Origin of the sequence: Chloroflexus sp. (assembly GCF_034435895.1) — a bacterium.
Lineage (GTDB): Bacteria > Chloroflexota > Chloroflexia > Chloroflexales > Chloroflexaceae > Chloroflexus.
Genome location: NZ_DAOTWH010000074.1, coordinates 1 through 11,637 on the forward strand (window position 1 = coordinate 1; position 11,637 = coordinate 11,637).

Genomic DNA, 11,637 nt, shown 5'->3' on the forward strand with positions numbered 1-11,637 from the left:
CCACGCTAGTGGGTGAGGGTATGGGGGTGAGGGATCACCCCTCCCCCAGCGGGGGAGGGGCCGGGGGTAGGGGTAAATAACAAGTACCAATAGCCACGAAGAGCGAAACCAGAGAATGTCCATATCTGTGCGTTTTGCGTCTATTCGTGGCCATTCCTCATCCCCCATCCTTGCGCGATTGGTGCAAACGCAGTATAATCAAACAAATGTTCGTACAAGGAGGTGGATGATGACTAGCCAGCCGGTTGCTGCCACGCCAATCGTCTACCCCGATAGTGACGGGATGCCAATGGCAGACAATACCAAGCAGTTTCGCGCTATCGTCACCATTCAGGGGAATCTTGACGCACTGTTTCGCGAGCGAGCCGATGTGTTCGTCGCCGGCGATCTGCTCTGGTACCCGGTGGAAGGCCGGCCCGACATCCGGCGCGCGCCGGATGTGATGGTCGTCTTTGGCCGGCCCAAAGGTGATCGCGGCTCGTACCGCCAATGGGAAGAAGATAACATCGCGCCCCATGTGGTGTTTGAGGTGTTGTCGCCGGGGAACACCCTCACCGAGATGGCGGCCAAGTTGGAGTTTTACGATATTTATGGGGTCGAGGAGTACTATTTGTATGATCCTGACACCGGCGATATGAGTGGTTGGCAACGGATTGATGGCCGGTTGCGGGTCATTCCCGAACTCGATGGCTGGGTCAGCCCGCGGCTAGGGGTGAAGTTTAGCCGCACCGCCGATGGCATCCAGCTGTATTGGCCCGATGGGCGGCCATTTGTGAGTTTTGTCGAGTTGCAGGCCCAAGCCGAGCAAGAGCGGCAACGTGCCGAGCAAGAGCGGCAACGCGCCGAGCAAGAGCGGCAACGCGCCGAGCAAGAGCGGCAACGTGCCGAGCAAGAGCGGCAACGCGCCGAACGGCTAGCAGCGCGTCTACGCGAGTTGGGCATCGATCCAGAATAACGGCGTCGCCACTTCCTTCGCGCATCATCACCGAAAACCGAGTACAATAAGGGCAAGGTGACGTTGCGTGAGGAAATCTATGCCTGAATATATCGCCACGATCGGCCTTGAGATCCATGCCCATGTCCTGACCGCCTCGAAAATGTTTGACGGTTGCAGCACCGATTACGCTGGCGCGCCACCCAATACCCGCGTTTCGGTGGTGAGTCTCGGCTTGCCCGGCGCGCTGCCTGTGCTCAATGCCCGCGCCGTCGAATTGGCCGCACTGTGCGGGTTGGCGCTGGGTTGCCGGGTCAACGAACGCTCGATCTTCGCCCGTAAGTCATACCCCTATCCCGACTTGCCCAAAGGTTTTCAGATTACCCAATACGATGAGCCGCTGTGCAGTGACGGCGCGATCGAAATCCGCACCGCCGCCGGTGAAGTGCGCCGGATCGGGATCGAACGGCTCCACATCGAAGAGGATACTGGTCGCTTGGTTCATGGTCCCGACGGCGCATCGTTGATCGACTACAACCGCAGCGGGATGCCGTTGATGGAGATCGTCACCCGCCCTGACATCCGTACGCCTGAAGAGGCTCGCTTGACCTTTGAGAAGATCCGCCAGATTTTGGTCTGGATCGGAGCCAACAGCGGCAATCTCGAAGAGGGGGCGTTACGCTGCGACGCGAATGTCAGCGTGCGTCCGGCTGGCACGGATCGGTTCGGCGCCAAGGTCGAGATCAAGAACATCAACTCGTTCCGCTTCGTCGAACGGGCGCTGGCGTATGAGATCGAGCGGCAGCTTCGCGTGCTCGAATCCGGTGGCGTGGTCGAGCAAGAGACGCGCGGCTGGCGCGAGGATTTGGGGCGCACCGAGGGTCAGCGCTCGAAAGAGTATGCCCACGACTACCGCTACTTCCCTGAACCGGACATTCCGCCGTTGGTGCTGGCGCCAGAATGGATCGCCGCTCGCAAAGCTGAGTTGCCCGAATTGCCTGACGCGCGCCGCGCCTGCTTGATGGCTGCCCACGGCCTCTCATGGCAAGATGCTGATCTGCTCACCCAAGAGCGGGCGATTGCCGATTATTACGAAGCAGCGGTCGCCACAGTCAACCGGCCCGATGGGGCGAAGGAAGTGGCAAACTGGGTGCTGAATGAAGGCTTTCGGTTGTTGAAAGATCGCGGTGAGCCGGCGACGGCGTTGATCGACCGTATGCCGGTGAACCGGCTGGCAACGCTGATCGATCTGGTGCAACGCGGGACGATTACGCGCGCGGTGGCCAAGCAACTGTTTGAAGAAGTGTTCGCGACCGGCGCTGATCCGGCGGCGTTGGTGGCCGAGCGGGGCCTGACCCAGATTAGCGATGACGGTGCGTTGTTGGCCGCAGTGCGGGCCGCGCTGGCTGATGAGAAGGCGGCCAAAGCGATTGCCGAGTACCGCAAAGGGAAAGCGACCGCCATTCAATTTCTGGTCGGGATGGTGATGCGGGCCACGAAGGGGCAGGCGAACGCGCAGCGGGTGCGTGAATTGTTAGAGGCAGAACTCGGATGACGCTGACAGGGGATGAGTCAACCGCGCTGAACCCGCTCACCTTGCTCGAGTCGGCGCGTGAGAAGTACACGCTAGCGCGCGCTCGCCGTGAGGTGCCTGAATTGGCGTTGCTTAGCATTCACGGCGCTATCGAAGATGCGTTGCGCGCCCACCTATTACGCATCAATTCACCAGCGGCGCTTGGCCCGTTTGCCGGCGTACTGGCTGCGATGCAGGCTCTTGAGCGAGTGCCGCTCAGCGCCGAAGAGGTGGATGCGGTGCAACGCCTCCACCGGTTGCGCGGGCGGATTGCCCGCGGTGAACATCTAGCCGTCACCGGCGAGACGCTGGCCGCCTATCAGCGTCTCGCCGTCATGCTGTTGCCGCGCTATGGCGTGCAGGCACTGCCTCCAACCGAAACGGAACGACCTCGCCCACGCCCAACCCAACCAATGCGCGCGCAGACCGCCTTGCCCGACGATGCGCCGGTGCGGGTGCGGTTGCGCGACCGCCATACCGCCTATGATGAAGAGCGCCGCATTCGTGCTCTGGGCAATCGCGCGTTTGATGAAGAGACGTCGCGCCGGCCATTAGTGCCGGGTTGGGTCGCGCCAACCCTGATTATCGTCAGTATCTTTGTGATCGGGCTGGCAATCGCTCTCAGCCTGCAAAGCCCAGCGCCGGCCGTTGTGTTGACGACGCCGGTGGGCAATCCCTCGCCGCTTCCAACCGAATTGGCGGCGACGGCTCCACCAGCGATCACCTCTCCCGAACCGGCAACGACGGTAGTGACGGAGCCGGCGGCCACGGCTGCACCATTGCCGTCGCCGGAAGGATTGGCAATTGGGCGCACGGCGATCGTCAGCGCCGAGATTCCAGCGCTCAATGTGCGTGCCCAGCCGAGTATCGCCTCCGTCATTACGTTGGTCTTGGCGCCGGGGACGCAGGTCGAAATCATCGGCGGTCCGGTCGAGGCTGAGGGCCGGGTGTGGTGGCAAGTGCGCAGCGCCGGGATTGAAGGCTGGTGCGCCGGCGATTTCTTACAGCCGCAGTGAGGCCAACATATTTGCAACGAGGCTGAGCGCATCCTCCTGATCGAGTGCTGATTTCCGCGCAGCGCACGGAATGACGCGCTTGTGGCAATGCCATCGGTTCGCCCAAATTTGCTATAATAGGAGAAGTGCGAGTTTGCCGGAGTGGCGAAATGGCAAACGCTGCGGTCTTAAAAACCGCTGGGGGAAACCCCTTACGGGTTCGAGTCCCGTCTCCGGCACCATTTCCCCCTTGTAACGTATCAGCCTGTTGAGAGGGACAGAATATCTGTAAAGGAACCCGGCCCTGAAGGGCTAGGTTATGCATGCGAAGCTCGCTGTGTGGGCTGATGGCCCTCAGCCCTCTTCCTCCTTTCCCACCTTACGGCGGGAGGGGGAGAAGCCGCTAGATGGCGGACAAGGTCTCGCCGGAGCGGAACATAGTAGCATACCTCTCCTGCGTCAGTGGAGGGGCGGACACAACATTTGGCCGAGTACAACTGTCGCTGTGCGATACCTCAACGCTTGACGCTGCGCTCCCCTCTCCCGCGCCAGTGGGAGCAGGGCTGGGGGAGAGGGATCACCCTTCCCCCAGCGGGGAAGGGGCTAGGGGTGGGGGCAAAAGCGTTGCGCCCTCACCCCCGGCACTGAAGGGCCGGGCTAAGGTTACAAAGCCTGCTGTGCGGGCTGATGACTCACCCCCCGACCCCTCTCCCACCTAACGGCAGAAGAGGGGCTGGGGGTAAGGATGCCCAACAACCCTCTGCGTCTCTGCGGTAAAAAATCCCCTGCGCCTTTGCTCACGTTGCGCCTGTGTGGAGACAGCAACGGAGCGTCGAGCGCGCTTTCACTAGCGGCCCGCGCTCTGCAGGATGGCTCCCGGCGTTACCTCCCCTGTCGCTTCTGATCGATCCGCTGCTCGGCGGCTAGCCGTTCGAGGTCGTAATCGTGCTGGTCAACAAACCGCATCCCGGCGGCGAGGGTGGGATGCACCGCGCTGATTGCCTGAAACATCCTCTGGGCAATCTGGCGGTAGGCGGGGTGGCCTTGGCGCGCGCTGCGCAGTTCGATCAGATGGTAAGCTTCGCGCAGATTGAGCTTCACTCGCCAGCGGATGCGGAAGGCGAACGGCACCGCGTATTGCGCTTCATTGGGGAAGTCGCGTTGCAGGTCGGTTACTAATTCGGCGGCCTGCTCAAGCGCGGCCCGGTACTGCAGCGCAACGCCGATCAGGTCAAGTTCTGGCGGGGTGACGTAGCCGTGGCTGACGGTAAAGCGCTGCCGTTCTTGGGTCAGTACGCGGTGGCGCTGGAGATCGCGGTAGGCGCCGATGTCGGCCAAGATATCAAAGGTGTAATACGGCTCCTCGAAGGCGCGACCGGGCCGGTGGAAGCGGCTGGCCCGCTCGCCAACGGCGGCGGCGATGATGGCCTGCCGTTCATACGCCGGCATCGTTCTCGCATGGGCAAGGATCGCATCCAGCGGCAGATCGAGATGCGGGTAGAGGATAGCGGCAACCGTCTTTTCTTCCGCTTGTGGATCGTAATCAACCAAGCACACTGCAATCTCTGAACCCTCGGCCGGTGCGATGTCGAGCTGCGCAGCCAGCTTTGCCGCCTGTTCACGGATAGAGGCGAGATAGGCGGCGTAGGCCTTGCCGCGTTCGCTGCGCGCGCGCTTGACAAAGGCCGGAATGACATAATCCAGCTCGGTTTGAATCGCCTCGCTCAAAGCACGCGCTTCGGCAAAGGGGGACGCAGCGAGCTTGATGATCAGATGCTCAAAGGCGCGGCCATTGCCAAACAACCCAACGTTGGTTTGGGTTGCCAGCGGCAACAACCCGCGCAACAGATCGAGCGCCTTGGCCTGAATCGCATTGCGGTAGGCGCGTGGCGTCGTCGCCTCATCGCGGGGGAACATCGCTTGCAGCCAAGCTTGCACCGGGCCGAGCAACGCGCTATACGTCGCGAAGAGATTATCCATCGTCGCCGTATAGCGTTCCGCAAACGGCGATGCCATCAGCGCCGGTTCACGCAGGTAGAGGTAACCATCCGGCCCCGGCAGATCAAACCGGACATAGCGGGTCGATTTTTCCAGCGGCGACAGGCCCAACCGGCTGTCTTCGAGCAGCTTGGCGGCGATGTTGCTCACGCCTTCGCATGCTAAGTGCGCGCCGCCCAATTCGGCCACCGAGTCATCGCCATACCCAATCAGAACCCGCTCGTAGAAGGACTCGGCTTGGCGCGCGGCGACCAGTTGCGCCGCCGGACTATCGCCCACTGCCGACACAATCGCGGCGAACCCTGACTCTGGTTCAGTGATGAATTCGTCGAGCAAGAGACGGCGCAAACTCTTCGTGCTGCGGCTATAGCGCGCAAACAGCGCCCCCTTCACCACTTCCGGCAAGTTTCGCAAACAGAAGACTGGCCGGTCAACGTTGGTCACAAACGGTTGGAGCAGGGCAATCTCTTGCGGTGTGAATTGTTCAGTCGTGTGGGTGAACATAATTTGTCCGAGTGTCTTCGTTTGAACCTTGGCCCATCATACCGCATCTTTACCATGTACAAAACGAGCCTCCTTCCGTGAATTGGGCGCGAAAGGGAAGGGCTTCCGCTGAAGAAGGAGATTGCTTCGGCGCAAGGCAGAGCAACGCTCTGCTCCTGCACCTCGCAATGACAATGGGGAAGCGGGAGGGGGCGCGCCGGGGCAACGCGGTGCGTCGCCCCGGCACCTCGCAATGACAACCGGGGGGCGAGAGGGGGCACGCAGGGCAGCGCGGGGCGCATTTTGCCTGTCATTGCGAGGGCGCGGAGCGCCCGAAGCAATTCCCTGCTCTAGCGAGGGCGGTCTTCTGACAGGCATGTCTTTTGCTGAAGGAGGAGATTGCTTCGGCGCATAGGCAGCGCGGTGCGCTGCCTATGCACCTCGCAATGACAATGGGGAAGCGGAAGGGGCCGCGCAGGGCGTCGTCCCATGCATCTCGCAATGATAATGGGCGTTTCGTTCTTTTAACATTCCGGTCATAACTCTGTGTTACCATAGCAAGAGAACCAAAGGATTCTTTGCGGAGAATGACATGACCACCGTCTACTTGATCCGTCATGGCGAGACTGACTGGAATATGCAGGGACGCTGGCAGGGCCATGCCGATATTCCGCTGAATGAGATTGGCTACCGGCAGGCGCGTTTGTTAGCCAACCGGCTGGCGCGTGAGGGGGTGACGTTTGCCGCTATCTATAGCAGCGATCTGTCACGCGCTTATCAGACGGCGTGGGAGATTGGTGCGGCGCTGAAAGTGCCGGTGCAACTGTTGCCGGCCTTGCGCGAGATTGATACCGGACGTTGGAGCGGTCTTACAACTAATGAGGTGCGGACGCAGTTCCCCGATGAATGGGAACAGATTATGCAGGGCCGCGATCTGCCGCGCGGCGGCGGTGAGACGGTGGCGGCACTGCGACGGCGGGTAGTAACAGCCGTGGAGGCGATGGTGGCCCAGCATCGTGGCCAAACGCTGGCCTTTGTCACCCATGGCGGCTGCGTGCGGGCTTTGTTAGCCCATGCCGAAAACTTTCACGACACGCATTTTGGCCGGTACCCGCATATCGGTAACACGTCGATCACGATTCTCGAAATCGGTTACAAACACTGGCGGGTTAAAGCGGTGAATGATATGAAGCATCTGGAAGCGGAGCATGAACCAGCGTTGGTCTCGGCGCCGCCTGATGATGCTGAGTTGCCGAGCCAGTAACGGGTTTGTGATGGATTGGCAGGTGGCGTTGAGAGCATCATAATTGCGGCTGAGCGTGGGAGCCATGCTCTGCGCTATCCTGCTCTGCTCGTGGTGGCAGTGTGCGGCAGTTGCCCTGCCGCACTCCATAGATTGAGCATGAAAAGTAGTAGGTGCTCACATCTTGCTGGTGATGGCAGAGTGCAGCAGTCGTACTGCCGCACTCCATAGGTAATTGCTACTTTACCCAAATGCTTACCGCCGATCACATTGCCAATACGTATCGCGTCGAAACGCCGGAAGGCGTCATTATGACCTACACTACCGCCGGACTGGCCAGCCGGAGTTTGGCGGCAGTGATTGATTATACGATTTTGATCACGTTCCTGATGATGGCTGCCATGGTCGTGGCCACCAGCAACAGTATTGGTGTTGGCAATGAAGACCTAGTGTGGGCGTTGTGGGCAGTGTTTGCTTTTGTGCTGAATTGGGGCTATTACGTCTTCTTCGAGTTGATCTGGAACGGCCAAACGCCGGGTAAACGGTGGCTGCGGTTGCGCGTGCTGCGCGAGGGTGGCCGTCCGGTTGATGGCGCAGCGGTTGTGGTGCGTAACCTGATGCGGGCGATTGACTTTTTGCCGTTCGGTTACGGCATTGGTTTGCTCACCATCTTTATCGATCGCCATAACCGCCGGTTGGGTGATCTTACCGCCGGTACGGTGGTGGTGCGCGAAGGCAATCTCATCACGCTTGACCAAATCTTGATCCCGGTCAGGATACAGGTGCCGCCGCGTGCGACCGATGCGCCGCCAACGCCGTTGTTGCCGAACCTCGAGCGATTATCGCCAGCGGATATGGCGCTCGTGTTTGACTTCTTGCGCTGTCGCGATGCGCTCAGTGAGGATGCGCGCCTCGCGTTGGCTGGGCAGCTTGCGGCCTTGATGCGCCAGCGTCTCGAATTGCCCCCGGCTGATGGTCTTCCCGAACGGTTTCTTGAGCATGTGGTGCGCGAATACGATGTTTTTCAAGCGATGATGGCGCGCCAATCCGGGTGATCGGGCGTCCAGATTTCAAGGTTGGGCAAACGGCGAAACCACATCTCTTGCCGGCGGATGAAGGCGTGGGTGTCGAAGCGCAGCCGTTCGATGCAAGCGGCAAGATCAGCAGTTCCGGCAAAGTATGGCTGGAATTGGATGTAGCCAAGGCTTGACATCGCCGGCAACGACCAATCGTAGCCGCGGGCCAGCAGGTTTGCGACCTCTGCAACCAAGCCGGCAGCGATCATGCGTTCGATGCGGGCATCGGCGCGGGCATAGAGTTCGGTGCGTGGCCGGTGCAACCAGATCGTGCGCGGGCGGAAGGGAGGCGCTTGCCGCTCTTGCAGGTGCGAGATCGGTTCGCCGCTGACCAGATAGACTTCGAGCGCGCGTATGACCCGCCGCACGTTGGTGGCCGGAATGCGCGCCGCCGCGACCGGATCAACCGCGGTGAGGCGGGCATGGAGCGCGGCAGCGCCCTCTTGTGCCGCAACGTGCTCAAGTTCGGCGCGTAGCTCTGGCTGGGGGGCGACGCGCGGAATCTGCCAGCCTTCCAAGACTGCCGCCAGATATTGCCCGGTACCGCCAACCAGCAGCGGCGTGCGCCCGCGGGCTTGAATATCGGCGATCGCCGCTAGCGCCAGATCGTGAAATTCGGCCAACGAAAACGGCTGGTCGGGGTTGCGGATGTCGATCAGGTGGTGCGGCGTTTGCGCGCGTTCGGCAGGGGTTGGCTTGGCGGTGCCGATGTCCATGCCACGGTAGATCTGGCGCGAATCGGCAGAGACAATCTCGCCGTTAATCTGCTGCGCCCATGCGACCGCTAATTCGGTTTTACCCACGGCGGTGGGGCCAACAATCGCAATTAATTCTGGCAAACGATCCTCGCTGTTCATTGGCGATAAGCGGTAAATAGTGTGATCTGCCTGCGGGCCGTCCGGTGGGCCGGATCGAGTGCAGGCAGTTTGGTTGTCATTCTTCCATAACGCATTGCGTTATAAAAAGTGCAACAGTGTACCACTCCCATGCTACAATACCTTTAGCGCCGTATGTGCAGCGCAGCGGCGGCACGCATCAGCTCAGATGCTCGAAGGTGTTTAATCTGCCGTATCTGCTCTGTTTCCTCTGCTGCCAGAGCACGAGCGATGCCGGAGGTTAGTATGAACGAACAACGTGTTAGCCAGTCGATGCCGCTCACCATTACGACCCGTGATGGCCGCGTGTTGCGCGTGCGCAGTCTTGCCGCTGCGGATGCTGAACTGCTCGAGCGGATGTTCTATCGCTTGTCGCCGGAATCGATCTATCGCCGGTTTTTCATCGCTGCCGAGCATGCCTCGCCGGAACTGGTGCATAAATCGGCGCAACGGTTGGCGGCGATTAATCCGCGCCGCGAAGTGGCGTTGGTGGCGCTGGCCGATGAGCATGGGCGCGAGGAGTCGATTGCGGTCGCCCGTTTTGCCCGTTTGCCGCATAACCCCAAAGCGGCTGAAGCGTCGATTCTAGTGCGTGATGACTATCACGGGACTGGGGTTGGGCGTAAAATGCTGGAACTACTGCTCGCCGAGGCGCGGGTGGCTAACCTTGAGCGGCTGATCTTTTTGACGCACGCCGATAATATCGCTATGATCCGGTTGGCGACCGGGTTGGGTTTGCCATTCCATGGCCGGCATGCCGATGGTTTGTATGAAATCCATCTCCTGTTACAGCCGCAGGCCACGCCGGTGTTTGAGTTTGTCGGAACTGCGTGAGGATAGGATTATGGCAGAAAAATCTGGCTGGAGTTTGTTACCGATGGCGCTGACCGGCGCCATTGGTCTATTAGGGGGGATCGCCGGTATAGCGTACTATGTTAGTTTGCGTGTGAATCCGCCATTGCGCCATTTTCTTGATAGTTATACGTTTACGCCGTGGGAGCTGGGGGTACCGTTTGAGACGGTTGAGTTCCGCAGTAACGATGGTCTGCGGCTAGCGGGCTGGTGGCTGCCGCGTCCTGAAACGAATGCGGTGATCGTCGGCAGCCATGGCCATTCAGGGAGCAAGGACGAGCTGCTTGGCATTGGCAGCTATTGCTGGCGGGCCGGTTACAATGTGCTGCTGTTTGATTATCGTGGCCGTGGCGAGTCGGATCCATGGCCGCGGACGCTGGTGAGCCGCGAGGTTGATGATCTGCTGGCTGCCTTGCAGTATGTACGGCAGCGCGCGCCAGATGCTGTGATTGGGGTGATTGGCTATTCGATGGGTGCGGCGGTTGGGATCTTGGCGACGGCTCGCGATCAGTCGGTTAAAGCGCTCGTGGCCGACAGCTCTTTTACTGCTGGCGATGATGTAGTAGCGCATAGCATTACGCAGGTGTTGCGGATCCCATCTGGTCCCGTTGTGCGGTTGGCTGATGCAATGGTGGCTCATCGCTATGGCTATCGCTTTAGCCAAGCCCGCCCGATTGATGCTATCGGCCAGATCGCGCCCCGTCCGGTGTTTATCATCCATAGTGTCAACGATCCGCTTATTCCGGTCAACCATGCGCGCCAGCTTTATGCCGCCGCTCGTGAACCGCGCTTTTTGTGGGAAGTTGCTGATGCGCGGCATTGCGGCGGATATTTTTCCGATCGTGAGGGGTATTGCCGGCGCGTCGTCGAGTTTTTCGACCAGTATCTGCGTAGCGTCGAGGCATAAGCGGCATGCGGTTTGACATTCTTACCCTCTTTCCAGCCATGTTTCAGGGGCCGCTGACCGAGAGCATTCTCAAGCGGGCGCAGCAGGCTGGCAAGATTGCCATTCACTTGCACGATATTCGCCAGTGGGCGACCGATCGCCATCGCACCGCCGATGATACGCCGTATGGCGGCGGCGCCGGGATGGTGATGAAAGCTGAGCCGTTAGCGGTGGCGATTCGGGCGGTGCGTGCCGCTCATGAGCAAGCCGGGCCAACCATTCTGCTCACGCCTGACGGCGAGTTGTTTACCCAGAGCATGGCGCGCGAATTAGCGGCCTTGCCGCGCTTGATCCTCGTCTGCGGCCACTATGAGGGGATCGATGAGCGGGTGCGCGCGACGCTGATCGACCGCGAGATCAGCATCGGCGATTATGTGTTGACCGGCGGGGAGCTGGCGGCGATGGTGGTGGTGGATACAGTTGTTCGTTTAGTGCCGGGCGTGATCGATAGCGAGTCGATCGTCGAGGAGAGCCACAGCGATTTTTTGCTCGAATACCCGCACTACACTCGTCCAGCGGTTTGGGAGGGGTTGAGTGTGCCGCCGGTGTTGCTTTCCGGCCATCATGGCGAGATCGCGCGCTGGCGGCGAGCCGAGCGATTGCGCCGCACGCTGGCCCGCCGGCCCGATCTGCTGGCCCACGCCGCGGCGGCTGGGGTCTTG

Annotated in this window: 10 protein-coding genes and 1 tRNA gene; 9 read left to right on the top strand and 2 right to left on the bottom strand. The window is 60.5% G+C overall.

Features of this window, described 5'->3' with window-relative positions; all coding sequences use genetic code 11:
- Positions 1-229 precede the first annotated feature (229 nt).
- The 4 genes from U9R81_RS04420 to U9R81_RS04435 all read left to right on the top strand — a co-directional run bounded on the left by U9R81_RS04420 (position 230) and on the right by U9R81_RS04435 (position 3,744).
- Positions 230-955 carry a Uma2 family endonuclease gene (locus U9R81_RS04420; RefSeq protein ID WP_322494318.1) on the top strand — a complete coding sequence of 242 codons (726 nt, stop codon included), beginning with the start codon at positions 230-232 and terminating at the stop codon, positions 953-955.
- A gap of 79 nt (positions 956-1,034) precedes the next feature.
- On the top strand, positions 1,035-2,489 hold the full coding sequence (gatB, locus tag U9R81_RS04425) for an Asp-tRNA(Asn)/Glu-tRNA(Gln) amidotransferase subunit GatB (RefSeq protein WP_322494309.1): 1,455 nt from the start codon (positions 1,035-1,037) through the stop codon (positions 2,487-2,489).
- Positions 2,486-3,523 carry an SH3 domain-containing protein gene (locus U9R81_RS04430; RefSeq protein WP_322494310.1) on the top strand — a complete coding sequence of 346 codons (1,038 nt, stop codon included), beginning with the start codon at positions 2,486-2,488 and terminating at the stop codon, positions 3,521-3,523. Before gatB ends, U9R81_RS04430 begins: the two co-directional genes overlap by 4 nt.
- 135 nt (positions 3,524-3,658) lie before the next feature.
- Positions 3,659-3,744: transfer RNA gene (locus tag U9R81_RS04435), tRNA-Leu, on the top strand.
- A gap of 640 nt (positions 3,745-4,384) precedes the next feature.
- Here the strand turns inward: U9R81_RS04435 and U9R81_RS04440 are convergent.
- The gene (locus tag U9R81_RS04440) at positions 4,385-6,004 is read right to left on the bottom strand and encodes an FAD-dependent thymidylate synthase (protein WP_322494311.1); all 1,620 of its coding nucleotides are present in this window, start codon (positions 6,002-6,004) and stop codon (positions 4,385-4,387) included.
- 571 nt (positions 6,005-6,575) lie between these two features.
- Here U9R81_RS04440 and U9R81_RS04445 point away from each other — a divergent pair.
- Positions 6,576-7,247, top strand: coding sequence for a histidine phosphatase family protein (locus tag U9R81_RS04445; RefSeq protein ID WP_322494312.1), 672 nt, complete (start codon positions 6,576-6,578; stop codon positions 7,245-7,247).
- A 230-nt stretch (positions 7,248-7,477) separates the two neighbouring features.
- Positions 7,478-8,281: an RDD family protein gene (locus U9R81_RS04450; RefSeq protein WP_322494313.1), complete on the top strand. Its 804-nt coding sequence runs from the start codon at positions 7,478-7,480 to the stop codon at positions 8,279-8,281.
- On the opposite strand, the gene miaA is transcribed toward U9R81_RS04450, so the two are convergent.
- The gene (gene miaA / locus U9R81_RS04455) at positions 8,251-9,141 is read right to left on the bottom strand and encodes a tRNA (adenosine(37)-N6)-dimethylallyltransferase MiaA (protein WP_322494314.1); all 891 of its coding nucleotides are present in this window, start codon (positions 9,139-9,141) and stop codon (positions 8,251-8,253) included. The two genes, U9R81_RS04450 and miaA, sit on opposite strands and share 31 nt — an antisense overlap.
- 282 nt (positions 9,142-9,423) lie before the next feature.
- Here miaA and U9R81_RS04460 point away from each other — a divergent pair, with 282 nt between their 5' ends.
- From U9R81_RS04460 to trmD, 3 genes are all read left to right on the top strand, one after another.
- Positions 9,424-10,011, top strand: a complete 588-nt coding sequence (locus U9R81_RS04460) for a GNAT family N-acetyltransferase (RefSeq protein WP_322494315.1) — start codon at positions 9,424-9,426, stop codon at positions 10,009-10,011.
- A gap of 10 nt (positions 10,012-10,021) precedes the next feature.
- The gene (locus tag U9R81_RS04465; RefSeq protein ID WP_322494316.1) at positions 10,022-10,936 is read left to right on the top strand and encodes an alpha/beta hydrolase; all 915 of its coding nucleotides are present in this window, start codon (positions 10,022-10,024) and stop codon (positions 10,934-10,936) included.
- A gap of 5 nt (positions 10,937-10,941) precedes the next feature.
- The coding region (gene trmD, locus U9R81_RS04470) for a tRNA (guanosine(37)-N1)-methyltransferase TrmD (RefSeq protein WP_322494317.1) at positions 10,942-11,637 on the top strand (696 nt) is incomplete at its 3' end.

What these genes read in the sequence shown, in the direction of transcription:
- U9R81_RS04420 (WP_322494318.1), top strand. Translation starts at nt 230, where the DNA reads ATGACTAGCCAGCCGGTTGCTGCCACGCCAATCGTCTACCCCGATAGT.
- gatB (WP_322494309.1), top strand. Translation starts at nt 1,035, where the DNA reads ATGCCTGAATATATCGCCACGATCGGCCTTGAGATCCATGCCCATGTC.
- U9R81_RS04430 (WP_322494310.1), top strand. Translation starts at nt 2,486, where the DNA reads ATGACGCTGACAGGGGATGAGTCAACCGCGCTGAACCCGCTCACCTTG.
- U9R81_RS04440 (WP_322494311.1), bottom strand. Translation starts at nt 6,004, where the DNA reads ATGTTCACCCACACGACTGAACAATTCACACCGCAAGAGATTGCCCTG.
- U9R81_RS04445 (WP_322494312.1), top strand. Translation starts at nt 6,576, where the DNA reads ATGACCACCGTCTACTTGATCCGTCATGGCGAGACTGACTGGAATATG.
- U9R81_RS04450 (WP_322494313.1), top strand. Translation starts at nt 7,478, where the DNA reads ATGCTTACCGCCGATCACATTGCCAATACGTATCGCGTCGAAACGCCG.
- U9R81_RS04460 (WP_322494315.1), top strand. Translation starts at nt 9,424, where the DNA reads ATGAACGAACAACGTGTTAGCCAGTCGATGCCGCTCACCATTACGACC.
- U9R81_RS04465 (WP_322494316.1), top strand. Translation starts at nt 10,022, where the DNA reads ATGGCAGAAAAATCTGGCTGGAGTTTGTTACCGATGGCGCTGACCGGC.